Below are 17,337 nucleotides of genomic sequence, written 5' to 3'. Positions count from 1 at the left end.
CCTGCAGGCCACCGCAACCTTGGCCTGCGTCTGTGATGGGTCGCCAGCTCGGCGCGCTGGAGCCCAGCGTCACACCTGTCGGTAGACGTTGACGAAGTGCCAGTCCAGGTAGTGCGTTCCTGGCGTCTGGGCCCCCTCGGGCAGCAGCAGTCGTTCCGAGAGCGGAGGTCTCCCGAAGGATGAGCGCGCTGCCGGATCCGCTTTGATCGCCTCCTGCAGGTCAGCGCGCACGTGGATCCCGAGTTCCTGGTCGACCGCCAGGAGCCCGGTGTCGAAGGCGACGTCGTGCGTGGGACACGCAGCAACCCCATTCTGCGGGTCCAGTCTCTCAGCGGAGGTACTCACCCGCCACGGCTTGATGTGGCTGGCAACGAGCATGCGCTGCGCCGCACGGCCCTTCGTCCTCACCCCCAGACCGCAGAACGCACAGCGATGTCCGTGGTTGCCGAGGACGTCGCGCGCGAATCGATGTTGCCCGACTCGCACCGAAGCCATGAGAAGCCGTTCGGTCACTCGCTCAGGAAGGTCCGGTGCCTTGCGCGACCAGGTAGCGACCTTCTCCTGAACCGCCACTTCGAGATCTGACTGGGTCAGCTCTTCCTGCCCGAGGAGGTGCAGTTCGTCCCCGCCCTCCAAGCCCAGGAAGTCGGGCAGCTCATCCGGTTCGATCCCTGCCTCACGGCCCGCTTGCAGGATTAGTCGGTAGCTCGCATCGAGTCGCCCCGGATCGGAGAGGAGGGTTGATGCGACGTAGACCTCGTAACGAGCCCCGTGGGTCAGGCCGCCGTCGAGATTCCCCATCTTGGCGATCAAACTTCCGTTTGGGCGCCTGAACAGCCGGGCGAGCGTTGGGATGGGTTCTTCGGCGAGGTGGGCGGTCGATCCGCGGTACCGGCGATGGTTGAAGACGAGACTGGCCGCAAGGCACAGGAGGGTCTCGACGGGGGTGAAGTCCTCTTGCCTGGCGCCAGGCCTGGGAGCACGTCGGAGGATGGCCCTCCACTGGTTCACGGCTTGCCCGGCGTTCAGTTCGAGATAGTCGCCAATGGTCGGCATCGAGGGGCTCCTTGCATGCGCTTTCGACCGCGTGCGCAGCTATGACTTGGCGTAGCTGTCGCCGCCACGGATTCGATCGTTTGGCTCGCCTGCTAGTGGAGGCAACCCGCCTCTCCAGCCTCAGGCTCGGCTCACCACCACCAGTTGGTCTCGGGCGCGGGTGGCTGCCACATACCTCAGGGATCGGGCCCGCAGTTGCGCGTCCGCCCGTTCGGACGAGTCCAACGACTCCAGGCGTGCCAGTTCGGCGGGCGACGGATTGCCAGTCACGAGGACAACCTTGGAGAACTCCGTACCCTTTGCGCGATGCATGGTCATGACCGGCACTCTCTCGGCTTGGGGCCGGTCGCGATCGACGGCGCGGGCAGGGACCCCCTCCTCGGTGAGGGCGGTAACCACGCGGTCCCGGTGGAACCGGTCCGGTACCAAGACCGCTACGGTCTCGGGGGCGTCTCCGTCGTCGAGCCAGGCGCGAACGTGGCGGACGATGGCCCGCAGCTCGCCGGTGAGCGAGTCGACCGACTCGATGGCCGGGGCGGGCCCTCTGCGAGCGGAACGGTAGCCAGTCGTCTCGTCTTCTTCCTCGAGGTCGACGTACTGCCCGCCGTCGAGGATGCTCATCGCGTAGTGCAGGTTCTGTGCCGTGGTGCGGTAGTTGAGGGTGAGCCGCTGGGAACGACCGACGATGGCGACTCCGTATCGACCGAGGACGACACGTGTGCCGTAGATGCGCTGATGGGAATCCTCGGCGATGAACAGGTCGTCGGCGTGTTCGCCGACGAGGGCACGCAGGAGCAGCCAGTGGGCGGGAGAAAGGTCTTGGCCCTCATCGACAAGGACGTGGTCGGCGGGCTGGTCGCTCTGCTTCGCCAGGTAGTTGGCGGCGACGGCAGCGGCCTCGGTGAAGTCGAGGCTACCGTCGATGCGGCCCTGGGCCCGGTAGGCGGCGATCAACGCCCAGACCGCGGATCGTTTGGCCCGGTCGAGGGCGACGCTACGGCCAGGGCGGCGGACACGCAGGTAGCCAGCCTCGTCGTGGATCTTGTTCGGGAGCACGACGTGGGCGTACTCGGTGGATAGGAACGTCTCGTTGGCGAGCTCGTGCGACAGGGTGGTGCCGGTCGACTCGACGATCTCGCGCCACCGGGTGCCCACCGTGCGTGCCAGGGGGGCGGAGCGCTCCTCGCCGAGCACCTCGCGCATCGCCTCGGTGAGGCTGCTGCCGGCACCGCGCAGAACCGCCGCGGCAAGGGCGTCCACGCCGGCCACGTGGACACCGGACTGGCCGAGCGCCTTGGCTTGGCGCACGCGGGGGTCGAGCTGGATGAGACCGTCGCCGAGAGCTTCGGCGAGGTTAGTGGTGAAGGTCGTCAGGACGATGCGCGCATCTGGGTTACGGCGCGCGAGAGCGCGTGCGCGGTGGATGAGCACCACCGTCTTACCGGTGCCGGCCCCGCCGGAGAGTCGGAAGGGGCCGTTGTAGCTGCGGTCGACGTAGCGACGCTGCTCTGGGTGCAGGAAGATCCGCCACGCGCCGAAGTCGCCCTCCTCGATGACCCTGCGAAGCTCGTCCTGGTCGTCGATGAACGCGTACTGCAGCGCTGCGGCGGGCCGTTTGAGGGACTGCAGGACGTCGGCGTCGTCGTCGCCCGACGGAGAGGTCTTCTCGAGCTGCATGCGCGCGACGACCGCTTCGACGGCGTCGCCGGCGGCGAGGTCGACGAGGATCGTGCCGATCCACCCTTCATGACGTTGGGCGAGATCGAGCACGGCATCCTCGTCGGCGGCGGCCATCGCCTGATCGACGATGCCTTCGGGCAGGCCGAGGGTGTCGACGAGGTCGACGGGGTTATGCCCGAGGCGAACGAACAGCGGTTTCGCGGGCTGCTCCATCGCCGGCGTGGCGACGGGCACGATCACGGTCGACGGAGTGATCTCGTCGATCTGCGGTAGGCCGTTGATCGGGTTGACCTTCAGCCGTACGCGTCGGGCGACGGCGATCGCGTCGTCGTGCGGCCAGATGCCGTGGATGACGTAGTGGGTCTCGCCGTCGCCGTCGAGCCGGAACATGACCGCTCGCCAGAACTCGTCGACGCGGCCGGTGCGCACGCGGGGGTCGGCGCAGTCGTTGATCGGTTCGACGTGCAGGCCCGGCGTCGTGTCGTCGGCGCCGAGCTTCTGCAGGAACGTCATCGCCTTGCCGCGGATCGAGCCATCGATCTTACTGGCGAGCTTGCCCATGATGATCGTCGGCATCAACGGTCTCCGTGCTGCTCAGGGGCGACGTCGGCCAAGGTAGCGGCGACGAGGTCGGGCAACGGGTCGAGGACGCGCCAACCCGCGGCGGCAAGATCCACTCGATCCTGGCGAGGCATGTGTGGGAACGCAACCACGACCTGCAGGTCGGGCCAAGACAGGTCCAGCGGGATGCCGTCGGGGCCTTCGGCACCGACCACGGGTGGAGCGATGCCGTCCTGGGCGGCGAGGGCGGCAACGAGATTGCGTTCGTCGCCGGGCGCGGCTGCGTCGTAGACGTCTGCCCAGGCGCCCATCGGGCGGCCAGGTCCGGAGGCGTCATCGGCAGAGGGACTGTCAGACGGCCCGCCGACCAGACTCGTCGTCGTCACGACGGTCGGCCAATCGCGCAGTGCGAGCGCGTTGGAGAAGCGAAGCCACGCCCGCCACGCCTTCGCGTGGGCATCGTCGAGGACCTCGTCACGGTCGTCGAGGACGGCAGCAACCTGCACGACCATGGTCGTCGAGGACATCTCGACGACGACAGCGAGCGCGCCCGCGCGATGGACGAACACACGCCGTTCACCGGCCGGCAGGTGCTCGTCGACCAGGACCGCGCGGCCGATCTCCTCCAGAGCCACCGTCTCGGGAACCTGGACGGGTTGCGACTTGCCCGACACGAACATGGGTACGGCTCGGGCGACGACGCCGACCGCCGACGGGTTCGGATCGATGATCCAGTCGATGAGCCAGTCGACAGGGCCCCTGCCAAGCGCCTTGTAGGCCTCGGGCGGCGCCTGGAACTGTGGAATGTTCATCAGGTTGCCGGCCAAACCAGGGTTGTACCAGTCCGGGGCCGACCCGCTGCCATCCTCCGCGGCGACGTCTTGGATGGTCACGCCCAGGACGATTAGTCCCGCGTCCCGCAGGTTCGCCCGTTTCCGGGCGTCGTCTGCGAGCCGGTTGACCGCCGCACTCGCGTGGTAGGCCCGGCCGTCGGTGAAGATCGCGACATCGGGCACGTTCATGTCGTTCGTCTCGAGCAGGAAGTCGGGGCGAGAGCCGGCGACGTCGACCTGCGGGGTGAGCGTCCACTGCCGGTGCGCGCCCGGCAAGGTGAAGCGCGCGATGTTGCCACTCGGCCCGGGTACCTCCGTCACCGCTGCGCCGTTCCTACGCAACCGGCCGACGATCAGCCGGTGGAATGCTCGCTCCAGGTGCGACTCGGGCTCCTCGTGAGGTGCCACCTCGGTCACCGTCCAGGTCGTTCCTTCGGCGGTCTCCGCGTCGGGAGCGAAGCCGAGGAGGGTGCGCAGGTGCCGTTCGGCTGACGCCCGCGACACCCGACGGATGGCGCCCGGAGCAGTGAAGGGTAGCAGGCACCGATGGCAAGCGAGCCGCTCCTCGTGGCGGCATTCGCAGTCACGAACCCGGTTCCACGCGAGGACCAGCAGGTCCCGCAGGCGCTCCGGGTCTGCGGTCTCGGCGAGGTAGCCGGTGCCGCCGGGAACCGCGTCGTGCAGTAGGAGCGCCTCGTGGTTGTCGGAGCCGTCGGAGAGCGTCGGATCGACGACGTGCTCGACCCGGATGTGGTCGGGGTGGCCGCCCATCTGTTCCCGCAGCCCGAGCAGCAGCGCAGCGGAGAGGCTAGGCAGGGCGAAGTCGTCGCCGAGGCTGACCGCGTGGGGAAGCCGGATCAGCAGACCCTGCGTACGCAGCGTCCGTGACAGAGCGACCGTCCTGGTCGTCTCCTTCGGCGAGGTGCGGTATGGGCACCAAGGTCGGTGTTCGTGGGGCCGGTTGCGTCCGGACTCGGTGTCCTTCTTGCCGCAGCCGGCGCAGACACGGAAGAGCGTGCCCTGACGTTCGCCCCCGGCGATGGTGCGTGTCGCGCCATGGCCGGACGGGCCCATGTTGAGCCAGCGCAGGTCGACCGTACGCAGGTAGGTGCAGCCAAGGCCGGTGCTCTCGGCGAACCAGCGGCGTGTGATGTGGGCCGGATCGATGTCGGCGGTCGGGACGATCTGGAAGGCGACCCGTCCGCGTTCGTCCTTGCGGTCGGATATCGTCACCTCGTCGCGCCGCACTTCGGCGGAGACCCGGATCAGCTCGACCACGTCGAGGCGCTGACCGGTGTCACCGATCCCGGTGCTGCCACAGCGTGGGCACGAGGACACATGCAGTTCCCGGCCGGACTCGGCGACGTCCACTGCGTATCCGCAGTGCGGGCAGAACGCCCACGTGCGGATGGAGGCGCCGTCGAGGCCGAGGTCGACCGCGTCGATTTCGATCTCCCAACCGCGGGCGTAGAAAATCGCACCGGGTGCGAACTCGCTGAGCGCTTGCGCGGAGCCCCGTTCGAACCGGGCGCTGCCGTACTCATGGGTGCCGCTGTCCGGATCGGTCCAGGACAGCCCGACGTCGAGGGTGACGGTGTCGTCGAGGAGGGTGTAGTTGGGCAGCAGCCCGTACTCCTCGAGGACGCTGATCCAGTAGCTACTGCGCAGGTGGGCGAGCTGACCTGTGGTCAGCTTGCGCGTGGCCTTGGCCGAGCGCAGCGCCTGCTCGTCATCGTCGGTCTTCGCGGGCGATTGAACGCGGGCCTCGAGTTCGGGCAGGAGTGCGTCGATGTCCTTCTGCCGACGCTGCAGCGTCTCGACGGTGTCCTGCCATCGGCGGCTGGCTGCCTGCACATGAGCGGCGAAAGAGCTGGTCCTCGGGCCGTTGACCGGACGCAGCCAGTCGCGTAGCCCCGACACGACCTCCTCCGGCAGCTCGCGAAAGGTAGCGAGGAACCGAGGCAGGTTCTCGTCTGAGCTCCGCTCGGCGTGCAGCACGAGGTCGCCGAGGAACGTGCCCGGCGCGCTCGATCCGATGGCTCCGGAGGCGGCCCAGGGGTGCCGTCGCTTGGTGTCCCGAGCGAAGCTGTCCACCAGGTATGCCGTGTACTGGCGGCGCAGGATCTCCTCCGCCGCGAGGTACGTAGCGGGTGGCCGCACTTCGCCGTCGATGACCGAGAGCGGATCGCCGAGCTTGGGCAGGTGCTCGCCGCGGCCGGTGACGAAGGCGAGGTTGAGCGCATTGCCGGTGAGGCGCCCGGCGCGACCGACGCGCTGGAGGTACGAGGCGACGGTGCGGGGCAGCGAGGCGAGCAAGACCGCGGACAGGTCGCCGATGTCGATGCCCATCTCCAGGGTGGGCGTGGCGACGAGCACATTGGGAGCCTGCGGACTGGTGGCGGCATCGCGAAAGCCGTCCTCGTATTGCAGCCGGGTCTCGTCGTCGAGGAGGCTGGTGTGTTCGCGGGCGACGACGCGGCGCATGTCAGGGGAGGCGTAGAGGCGCCGGTAGAAGTTGTCGGCCAGTTCGCTGGCACGGAGGTGGCCGCCGCACCGCACGTTCAGGCAGGGTGCTCCGCTGAGCTGGTCGACAGTGGCGGCAGTACCAGGCGTGATGGCACGGCAGGTGTCACAGACGAGCAGGTGACGCCGCTCGGTGAGATCGGTCTCCGTCGTGGGAGCGATGACGATCCCGGATGGGGGAATCGCGTACACGGTCGCGCCGGATTCGCTGGTCGTGGTAGTCAGCAGGCCGTCACGGGCAAGTCGGTCGAACAGGATGCGGGCGAGGCGTCCGCCGTCGAGCGGCGAGACGTCGAGCAGCCGGGAAGTCCAGCGGGCGTACCAGGACTTCGGCGATGTAACAGGGTCTAGCCCTCCGCCACGTACTGGTTCGCTGGAACCCCCGACCTTGGGGTACGCCGGCGCGGGGCGGTTGTGGGGGAATGCCGGCATACCCTCGCTACGGGGCCGTCCGATCCAGATCGACCAGCGGCGACCGTCTTCCATCCGGTAACGGGCGAACCACGGGTGGTCGATTGCACCTTGGGCCCGCATTCGTTCCAGCACACCGCGGACCCACCGCACGAGTGTGGCATCGTCGGGGCCCTCGGAGCCGAGCTTGTCTTGCCATGATGTACCTCGTAGCACGGCTTGGGCGATCCCAGCCATCCGCGCAGCTTTTCCGGCTTCGACCTCGACCGCCACCGAACCGGTGAGTTCGAGGGTGCGCCCGAGATGCGAGTTGAGCCCGAACTCCAGTGCGGCGTCGAGGGCGAGACGCTTGCGGACGCGCGCTCGCACCGGAGCGGGCACAGATCGCAGGGTCTTCGCCTGCCAGAAGGGCGTGAACGATTCCCGGTCGGCGCAGTCGGGGGCGATGATGCGGTACCGAGCGAACCGGTCGTTGCCCGCCTGCTGGATCACCTCGTCAACGAGCGCGTCGAGCGTGAGGGCGCCCTCTGCCACCGCCTCACGCAGCACGGAGCGCAGGGTGAGGGTGTGGGAGCGGGCCTGCACGAAGCCGGCCCGGTGGGCGGCATCCTGCACGGAGTCGGTGAAGACCAGGGCCTTCTTCTCGGCGGCATCGAGGGCCGGCGAGCCGAAGAGGGTCGAGAGCGACACCGACAGCAGGGTGGCGATGGCGCTGCCGAGGAACCGGATGCCATCCTCCTGCCCGCAGGACGGGCAGGTGTCCTTACGGCTCTGCTCGTCGGCGTCGTTTCCGGCGTTGGTGAGCACCGGCAGCACCCACCCGTCGCGCAGGTCCCGGTCGTCGTCGGCTACGTCGCTGAGGAGTTCCCGGTTGCGCACCGAGAACCACACCAGGCCTTCGACCTCCTTGTCCTCTTCGAGGTGGATGGCGGCTTCGGCAGGGGCGTACAGCAGCGGCCGGAACCGGCCTTCCCTGGTCGCATGGTTGCGACGGATGCCGTCGTCCTCGGCGGCGAGGCTGTGGCCCACGGGGGCGAGACCGATGCCCCAGCCGGAGCGACCGCAGTGCCTGCAGTAGATCGCGGGAAACGAGGGCCGCACCTCTTCCCCGTCGGTGCCGGCGACGGGCGGCCCGTCGTCGCTCCACCGGAAGCGGGTGGTCGCGGCGGCGGCGCGGTCGATGCGGGTGAGTTCGCGTACCCAAAGGTGCACGTCCACCGAGAGGGCCTCGCGGCCGACGACGGCGCGGACGTGGCCGAGCATGGCGAGCAGGTACGACAGCAGGGTTTCGGCTCGGGAGCTGTTGCCGTCAACGTAGCCGAGCACGCGGCCCATCAGGGTGTCGAGCGCGACGGCGTGCTCCGCTGTGTTGGCGAGGTCCCGGACGAGGGGATGCGCACGACAGAGCGCAAAGAGCAGCTCGGGGCTCGCGTCGGCGAACCGATCAGCTTCGACTCCGTAGAGGAGGGCGAGGACGGTAGGAGCGACCTCTTCCCCGGTCGGGTTGTAACCGAGTGCCGTCATGGCATCGACTGCGGCCGCCAGGTCGAGCGCGCCGACGTCAACGGGGGTGAAACCGGCGGCGGCTACGGTCTCGCTGGCGTCGCCGGCCCATTCCTCGAGGCTGAGCCGCGTCTCGGTGACGACCGCGTCGGCGTCGAACCGCTCGCCGAAGACCGTGTGGGCGAAGTCGAGCATCACCGTCGGGTCGCCCTTGTCGCCGAGCGTCGCCGACGTCGCTACCGGGGTGATCAGACCGAGCGGCCGGTTGCGCGCTGCCTCGTCGATCTGTGGGTCGTCGTCACTCCAGTGGCTGTTCAGTGCCAGCCCGAGGCGGCGCAGCAGCATCGCCACGTCGGTGCCTTGCGCCCCGTCGTAGGTGTGGAACTCGTCGAGTACGAGGTAACGCAGGCTCGTCGCCGACTGCCGCCACAGCTCCTGATCGTCGGCGCGCAGCAGCAGCTGATCGAGCATCTTGTAGTTGGTGAGCAGGATGTCCGGGGCCGTGTCCCGGATGATCCCCCGGTCGGTGATCAGCCCGTCGGAAGTGACGGCAATGCGGGTCGGGCCGGATTGGCCGGTGTAGAGGGCCGCGGTCACGTCGGCCAGTTCGGCGTGGGTCGTGAGCAGCTTCGTCAGTCGCGCCGCCTGGTCGTTAGCGAGCGCGTTCATCGGATAGAGAATAAGCGCCTTCGTTCCCGTTACGCCCCGGCGGCGAACGCGCAGCACGTGATCGAGGATCGGGTACAGGAATGCTTCAGTCTTACCCGAGCCGGTGCCGGTGGTGACCAAGGTCGGCAGCGGTCGGCGCGGCTCTCCGCCGGCCGACGACGCGAGTCGGGCAAACGCCGCCGCCTGGTGGACGTAGGGCGGGAAGCCCTCGTACCACTCCAGTGCGTCCCGCCAGCCTTCGTCGGCAGGACGGAACGGCAGCCGCAGCCGAACGTATGGGCCCTTGAACATCCCGGACTCAGGATCCGACAAGAACCGGTCCAGGCTGTCGCGCGCATCCCCGTCGGTCAGCCCGAACGTCGTCGTCAGGTAGTCGACCAGGCTCTGCCGGATGCTGGCCGCCTGGAGCGTTGGGAGTAGGGCGCTCACGGACGTTCCTTCAGTAGCCGCTCGAAGTGGGCGTACGCCTGCCGCATGTCCGCCTCCCGGTCCAGGGTCACGAACGGCAACTGATAGGTATAGGTGTTGCCCGCCTGATTGGCGGCGGTGCGCTCCTCCTGCGTGATTCGCTCTCCCTTTTTCCGCCATACGCTCAACACTGAGTTGGGCACGAGCCGTCCATTAAAATCGTAAGTGTATTCGTCGTGATCGTAGCCGAAAAGGATATGAAACTGCGCGCGGTAGAGCATGCACAGATCTTCCGTGGACAGGCCGAACATCAGCGCCACGAGCGCATCGATCTCCGCAAGAGCCTGGCGGCGGTCGGCCGCGATGCGGAGAGGCGTGTCGGGTGTCCATTCAGAGCTGATCGATCCCAGTGGGCGACGTCGTGCGTGTTCGAGGCCGCCAGTCCAGCGGTCGGACCGGAAGGTCGTCGTGTAGCAGGCACGCCACAGGTCCGCGAAGGCGTCAGTGACACAGGTAAGCCGTAAAACTCGCAGGACGAGCGCACTACGAATCGATGCGGGCGCAGCAGTCCATGGCAGCCGGTTAACTGAAGCCGCGCGGATGTCAACCTTGGGTACGCAGCGGACGAGGAAATCCGCAACGAGCGAACCAAGGATCGCCTGCACTACCGGAAGATCGATGTAGCGCTCGTCCGTCTGACCGAAGGCGAAGACGCCATCGACGTGTGTGGACCCGGGAGGAATTATGGCGGGCATCAGAGTTCTCTCCGCCATGTTGTCGGCCATTCTGCGCCACGCCACACGGTAAAAGTTGCGAGCAGGAAGGGGCGTATCCGTGCCGCCCCAATGCGTGTAATCCTGATCGTATCGACGCCTGGCACCCGCAGGCTTATAGACCGTGACGGGCACCGCGTCTGGTGGTAGAGCTTCCACGTCGACCGCCGACCAGTCCCTGTAGTTCTTCATGGTCGCGTTTGGCGCCTTGTAGAAAGGCGTCGCTACAAATAGGTGAGGCCCTTGGAGGATGACGTCGTCCCATGACGATGGAGCTCCCCATTTCTTCTCGAAGTAGCCTTTCCGTCTGTCGGTCGTCTCGTACCATCCAGCGGAGGACTGCAGTCCCAGCTCTCCGATCCGATGTGTCATGGACAACTTGTCGAGAACGGCAGCAGTCGCGCTGTTGATCGTGTAGGCCATGCGGGTCTGCCGGATCGGAACGGCAGGCGTCTCGGCTACCGCATGCCAGGTCCGTAACACTTGGTCGTCGACTACGGTGATCCGCCCGCTATGAGGACGAAGATCCCACCTTCCGTCCGAGTCCTTCAGAATTGGTTCGTTGCCCGATCCGTCGTGGTCGAGCGATCGCACAAGCGTATCGGGATGGAGGAGAGAGACCGCGTGGAGGAATCGGGGCTCAGGCGCGGGACTTCCATATACGTTGACGCTGTAGTGCTTCCTGTTGCTGATCTCGAACAACTTGAGCTCATTGACGAATTCCCAGTGCCGTCGCAGCCGGCCGTAGGTGGCAGCCCTAAATACTCCCGCATTGTCATCGGTGAAATGAGTGTCGAGGTGGATTAGCCCTACGACGCCGTCTGTGCTCGTGTGGCGCCAAGTCTGCTCCATGAAGCATCGGTAGAGATCGGGCTGCAGGCCCGAAAGGTCCGGATACTGCGGGACCGCACCGGCGAAGGCAGCCGTCGCTACGACATCGGTGGTGCCGTTGACCACTAGTTCTGCGATTCCCGGCAAGTCGAGCGTCACCTCCCGCCGCGCCGCCTTCTGACGCTCGGTGGGCTTGACCGTAAGCTGCCACCACGGGTCACCCTCCGCCAGTAGTGCGTCTACATCAGACCGAGGGCGCACCCATGGCGGGTTACCGACCTGGAGGTCGAAGCCGCCGCGCGCGAACACGGTCACGAAGTCCAGATTCCAGTGGAAAAATCCCTGCTGCTCAGCGATTCGCTCGCAGACCAAAAACCATGGGTGCTGGCGAAGCACATCGGCTATCGGACGAGCGTTAGCGAAGCCGAGTTCGAGTTGCTCGGCGATGTTGAGTTCGTCCCACGCCGCACCACCGGTCAGCGTCTCCCGCGGGAGGGACGGCTTACGCAGTTCGGGGCTGCGGCCTAGCAGCGCCTGCAGGCCGGCGATCCACTGCGCCAGCGTCGGCGGCTCGACCCGTCCGCCGTCGACCGTGGCCGGCTCGTCCGTGAGCGGCCAGAACCACAACGCCGTCCACGCGTCCATCACCCGACGTAGACGCTGGTAGGCGCCATTGGCGTCGGCGAGCGCCGCCTCGATCTGCTCCCGCTGAACAGCGCCGCCAGAGCTGAGGCCATCGGCGCCCCATAGCGGGATCGCGCGGCGGATTTCCTGTTCGGCGATTTGGAGCCGCCGGTACGCGATCTGCCATAGCACCTCGACCCGGTACGCCAGCTCGACCAGGGCGTCAATCTGCTGCTTGGTCAGCTTAGCTTTTAGCGCACGCCGCCAGTCCTTCAGGCGCTTACCTGCCTCGGGCGCCAACCCGACAGCCTCCTTGGCGTCGGCAGCGGCACCCCAGCCCTCGGCAGGCAGCAGGAAATGATGGATGCCGTCCGAGGCGACGCGTCCGGCTCCGATGTCCTTGACCAGGGACGTCAGCGGCACCTCCCGCGGCACCTCGCCCAGCCAGGACTTGTCACTGACCTGGTTGCGCCGGTACACCGCGCGGCGGGCCCCGACGAGGGAGTTACCGCGTCGCAAGTGCAACCCGAACCACGGGGCCGCCAGGCCCTCGACCATCGTGTCGAGCCACAGCGAGATCTCGGCCAGCTCGACGGCTGTGGCGTTGAGGTCAACGCCATACACGTTGTGCAGCGCCAGGTAGGCCTTAACCTTCTGCAGCTCGCGCGGATAGGCGTCGGGGTCGATCCGCTCGCCCAGCTCGGCTTGGCGGCGCTTTAGGTACTGCTCGGCGAGCTGCCGCACCGCCTCGATGGCGAACGCGCCCGAGCCGAGCGCCGGTTCGCAGACCGTCATCTCGAGGATATCGGCGGCGCTCGTGGTCCGGCCGTCCTGGTCGAGTAGTTCCTCCAGGGCTTGCCCGACGGTGAAGCGGGTGAGCACTTCGGGCGTGTAGTACGACGCCGACTGCTGCCGCTCTCGCCCCGCCAGGCGGAACACGAAACCGCCCTTGTGGTGCACCACCGGCTGCAGCTCACCGGTGACTGGATGCGGGGTCTTGACGAAGTCGGCCGCCGAAATCCCATCCGCCCGCTCGACCGGCACCACCCACGAGCCCTTGGACGCGTCGCCGCTCTTGGCGACCTCGTAGAGGTCGGTCTCTGCGAAGAAGCCGGTGTAGGACATCAGGCCCTCGTAGACCGCGCCGAGCTGGTTGATGCCCAGCTCCGCGTACGAGATGAAACCCCGGTCCTTGCCCCGTGCCTCCTTGCTGAGCAGCAGGTGGGTGAGGACCTTCTGCATCGCCAGGTTACCCAGCCCGACGGCGTCGATGTGTGCGGTCGCCTCCGGCCGGAACAGGTCGGCGCGCAGCGCATTGAACGTCAAGCCCTGCGCGGTCGCAGGTCCCTCGCTGTCTTCGTTCTCTGCGACGGTCGTGGCCGGAAGGTGGCCGATGTCGACCAGCCGGAACAGCACGCCGAGCGAGTCGTAGAGGTGGGTGCCGTTCTGAGCACGCGGCGTGGCCAGCTCCACCTGCACGAGTTCCCGCAGCCGGTCCAGGCTGTAGCCCTGGTCGTACTCCGGCGCACCGACGGGCAGCACGCCCAACTCGGGTGACGCCTCGGAGTACAGGAGGAACAGGATGCGGTAGAGGAAACGCAGTGACTGCTTCGCCAGCGGTTGGGCCTCGCTTGCCGGCAGCGGGTTGAGCCCCTGGTCGCGACGGCGGTTGACGACCTCGTTGGCGATGATCTCGATGGAGAGGCGGACACCGTCGCGCAGGTCCTTGGAGACGCCGACGGTGTGCTTGACGGAGGCCTCGAGGATGCCGTGCCACCACAGCTTGCCATTTGCGTCCGGCGCAATCGACTGGGCGCAGAGGCAGGTCAAGGCTCGGTCGATCTCACCGCCCTTCTTCGCGTCGTTACGCTCGCAGACGAGCTGCACGTTGACGGCGAGGTAGCGTCCCTCGGCCCAGCGTTCCCGTTCGGCGAGCAGCGCCCAGCGGCCAGCCAGCACGAGGATCAGGTCCGGGGCGTCGTCGGCGACGAAGAGCGCCGACACCAGCCGGGCGGCCGACTTCAGCTCGTCGCCGTCCTCGGTGAGCTGCACGGGTTCGCGCAGCGTCACCGCATCGCGGGCCATCAGCTCCTCGACGGTGGTGACCGGTCGTGCGGAGACGACGACCAGCGGCGCCCGTTCGGCGATGCCGGGCGACGAGACCCGCCACAGCGGCCCCTGCCGGTCGAGGACGAGGCCGTGCCCGCGCAGTTCCAGCACATCGAGCAGCTGGTCGTGCACGCCGGCGGCAATGTCGTCAGGGTTGCGGCCGTCGACACTGCGCCCCTCGCGTACCTCCGTGCCCCCAGACGAGTCGAGCAGCTCCGCCAGGGTCGCCAGCGCGGCCTCGAGCTTCTGCCGGGCGTCAATGAACCGTGACCGCGGCGTCTCCCGGCCCGCCTTCGCCTCGGCATCCCACTCGTCCCGGCGCTTCTTGACCTCTGCGCCGAACGACTCGCTCTTCGCCTCCGTGGTGAAGTAGTGCTCCGAGATCCAACCCTCACCGACGACGATCGCGTCAGACACGCTCACCACTTGCCACCTTCCGTGTCCGGCACGACCATCAGCAGCGGCCGTACGAGCTGCCGGTCGGGTGCCATCGCCTGCACAAGCGCCTTCTCCTGTTCCACACTCGTCCTGCGCTGCTTGAGATCGCTGCGCTGGATGAGTACATCGGCGTCGGCGTCCCAGAGGTCCAGCCGCCGCGTCCAGTCCTCGACCCGCTGCGCCGCGTCTCGCTCCGCCGCCTTGAAGACATTGAGCAGGTGGCTCTCCGCCTCATGCACGGCCGGAGCCACCAGCTGGCTCAGTGCCGCGACGTCGGCAATCGGGGCCCGGTTGTTACGCACGGTGTCCCAACCGAGCGCGCGTAGTGCTGCTCGAGCCGACTCGTGTGGGGAGATCAGCGTGAAGGACGGATTCTCGTGTGTCGGAAACTCCGCGGTCAGCCAGGCGGTGGAGACGACCTGGCCGCGCCGGTTGGTCAGCGTGCCCAACAGCAGCACCGTCGGAGCGTCGACGGTACCGCGTACGGCGAAGACCTCGTTGCGGCCCAGCGCCGCCAGCGCCCGGTCTGCCGCCCAGTCCAGCACCGGGTGGAGCGGGCTGAGGTAGTGGGCGTCGGGCCAGGAGCTCTTGTCTTCGCGTCGTGCCGCGGCCAGCCGCTCCTTGCCGCGTGCCTGGGTCGTCGCGAGCACCAGCCGCTCGGTGACCTTGCGCTCGGCGAGGTATGTCTGCGGCAGCACCTCCAGCCGCTGCACCAGGTCCGGGGGCGGACTCAGCTCGACCGTGCCGAAGGCCTTGTCGCGCCGCCAGCCCACACCACCACGGCTCGGCGGCGCCGTTGGGTCGATGAACGCCTCCTGCAACGCGTCCTCGAGGTACGAGACGTCGTCGTCGTAGAGGCCCGAGTCGAGGTCGAGGCCACCTTCCGGCTGGTCGTCGGCCGGCCCGGCGCCGGGCTGCTCGCTCGGCGCGTCGAAGAGCTGGGCGAACATCGCTGCCACGTCGTTGCCGGCCGCTACCGCCGCGACTGGGCGTACCACCTCGTCGAGTTGCTTATTGCCGGCGAGGACGTCGCGGATCTCGTCCTCCTCGCCCTTGACGTCGTAGCGACCCATCAGCGAGGCGACGTCGCCGAGCGCGCTGTGCGCCTCGTCCTCCTTCTCCACCAGCTTCGCCAGGATCCGTACGTCCCCGGCGAAGCGCTGGCTCGTCGGGTCCAGCAGCAGCGCCGTCACCCGCGGCGGGTGTTTCTGCCCGTACCGGTCGATACGGCCGTTGCGCTGCTCGATGCGGATGAGGCTCCATGGGATGTCGTAGTGCACCAGCTCGTGGCACTGCGCGTGGAGGTTGACGCCCTCGGATGCCACGTCACCAGCGACGAGCACGCGCACCGGCGCCTGCTCCTGCTTGAAGGCCTCCACGATGCGCTGCTGCTCGTCGTCGTCCCCGCCGCGTACCATCTGCACCGCCTCGCGGGGCAGGCCGAGGTCCTTCGGCAGGTTGTCATGTAGCCAGCGCAGGGTCGCGAGGCGCTCCGCGAACACGACCACCCGCGCGGGAGACCCTCGGCCGACGCCACAGTCCTCCTTGAGGTGCGCTACGAGCCGGGAGTACTTCGCCGATGGCTGCCGCAGCGTCTTCTCGTTGAGCACCTTGAGCCGTTCCAACGCCTGGCGCTCGCGTGCCTGCCGCTCGGGATCGCCCTTCTCGTCCTTGAGGAGCCGGTCCAGCCGCGCGTCGATCGTCTCCTCTAGGGCGGCGGGGGAGGAGAGGAACGCCTTGGCGAGGGTCCAGGGGAAGAGTGAGGCGTTCTGCCCGGAATAGGGGCTGTCGCCCCTGCCGGGCCAGAGCCACGTCTGCTCCAGCTCCTCGGCGACGGCGTTCTCGGCATGCGTCGCCGGCACGAGTACGTTGTTCGGTTCCTGCCGTTCCGCCCAGTCGGCGCCGACCACCTGCGCGACCTCCGGAGTGTGTCGATGCCGGCGCACCACCAGCCGCCGCACCTCGTCCGGCACGAGCGCGCCATCCGGCTTGACGGCCGACGGGTCCAGCAACCGGATCAGCTCGGCGAACGATTCCGCCCGGCCGTTGTGCGGAGTCGCCGAGGCGAGGACCAGCGCCTCGGTGTTACGTGCCAGCAGCCGCGCCAACCGGTTGTTCATCGTCGCGGCGTTCGCCAGGTTGTGCGACTCGTCGATGACGACGGCGTCCCAGCGCTGCTTGCGGAGGCTCGCGACGTAGCGGTCGGACTTGAGCGTGTCGATCGAGATGATCGCGCGCTTGTAGTAGGTGAACGGGTTGCGGGTGGCCGGCAGCTTCTGGCGTACCCGCTGGATGCCGGCCGAGTCGAGCCGAACGAACGGCAGCGCGAACCGCGTCCAGAGCTCGTGCTGCATCTGCTCCAGCACGTGCCGGGGCGTCACGATCAGGATCCGGTCGCCGCGGCCACGGCGGACCAGCTCCGCGAGGATCATGCCGATCTCGAGCGTCTTGCCGAGGCCGACGGCGTCGGCGAGCAGGATCCGGGGCCGCAGGTTCTCGGGGTCGAGCGCCTTGCGTACCGCAGACTGCTGGTAGCTCAGCGCGTCAGCGAGGCCCCGCCTCGCTACAGACAGCGAGCGTTCGCCAACGGGAACAGCGGTCTTGCGGATCGTCGATTCCAGCCACAGCCGTGCCGTGCGGTACCGCGGGCTGCTGTCGGCCACGACCTTGGCCTTCGCCGGGTCCAGCGGCTTCACCTGGTCGAGACGGGTGTAGAACGATGCGCTCGTGTCGCGGACCAATTCGCCGAGGCCCTGAACGTGCACAACGCTGCCGTCCGCGGTTTCCTCGGTAGCGAGGACGAGCCACTCCTCGTCGCGGATCACGACCACCGCCCCTGGGGCGAGCGCCTCACGGGCATCGGGCATGGTTGCCGTCACAGGTGCATTCTCCGTCTTCGAAAGGTTACTGCAAGTTAG

The 17,337-nt window shown here is 67.8% G+C and carries 5 protein-coding genes; all 5 read right to left on the bottom strand.

What is annotated here, in order from left to right; translation table 11 throughout:
• Positions 1-69: 69 nt before the first annotated feature.
• Entirely contained in the window at positions 70-1,056 is a 987-nt protein-coding gene (locus tag ACZ6S5_RS12755; RefSeq protein WP_466000149.1) for an HNH endonuclease, read from the bottom strand.
• A gap of 120 nt (positions 1,057-1,176) precedes the next feature.
• Positions 1,177-3,312: a UvrD-helicase domain-containing protein gene (locus ACZ6S5_RS12750; protein WP_466000148.1), complete on the bottom strand. Its 2,136-nt coding sequence runs from the start codon at positions 3,310-3,312 to the stop codon at positions 1,177-1,179.
• Positions 3,312-9,665 carry a DEAD/DEAH box helicase gene (locus tag ACZ6S5_RS12745; RefSeq protein WP_466000147.1) on the bottom strand — a complete coding sequence of 2,118 codons (6,354 nt, stop codon included), beginning with the start codon at positions 9,663-9,665 and terminating at the stop codon, positions 3,312-3,314. The genes ACZ6S5_RS12750 and ACZ6S5_RS12745 overlap by 1 nt, the downstream gene beginning before the upstream one ends.
• A complete protein-coding gene (locus tag ACZ6S5_RS12740; RefSeq protein WP_466000146.1) occupies positions 9,662-14,404 on the bottom strand; it encodes a class I SAM-dependent DNA methyltransferase in 4,743 nt (1,580 codons plus the stop codon). Before ACZ6S5_RS12740 ends, ACZ6S5_RS12745 begins: the two co-directional genes overlap by 4 nt.
• Positions 14,401-17,286, bottom strand: a complete 2,886-nt coding sequence (locus ACZ6S5_RS12735; protein ID WP_466000309.1) for an SNF2-related protein — start codon at positions 17,284-17,286, stop codon at positions 14,401-14,403. Before ACZ6S5_RS12735 ends, ACZ6S5_RS12740 begins: the two co-directional genes overlap by 4 nt.
• Positions 17,287-17,337 lie beyond the last annotated feature (51 nt).

The organism is Micromonospora sp. NPDC051924, from assembly GCF_055586005.1.
Note: the sequence above shows the minus strand (reverse complement) of the source record. Positions and strands in the feature narration are given on the sequence as shown.

Bases quoted from the DNA above. Each gene is read 5' to 3' on its own strand.
- ACZ6S5_RS12735 (WP_466000309.1), bottom strand. From the start codon at position 17,286: ATGCCCGATGCCCGTGAGGCGCTCGCCCCAGGGGCGGTGGTCGTGATC.
- ACZ6S5_RS12750 (WP_466000148.1), bottom strand. From the start codon at position 3,312: ATGCCGACGATCATCATGGGCAAGCTCGCCAGTAAGATCGATGGCTCG.
- ACZ6S5_RS12755 (WP_466000149.1), bottom strand. From the start codon at position 1,056: ATGCCGACCATTGGCGACTATCTCGAACTGAACGCCGGGCAAGCCGTG.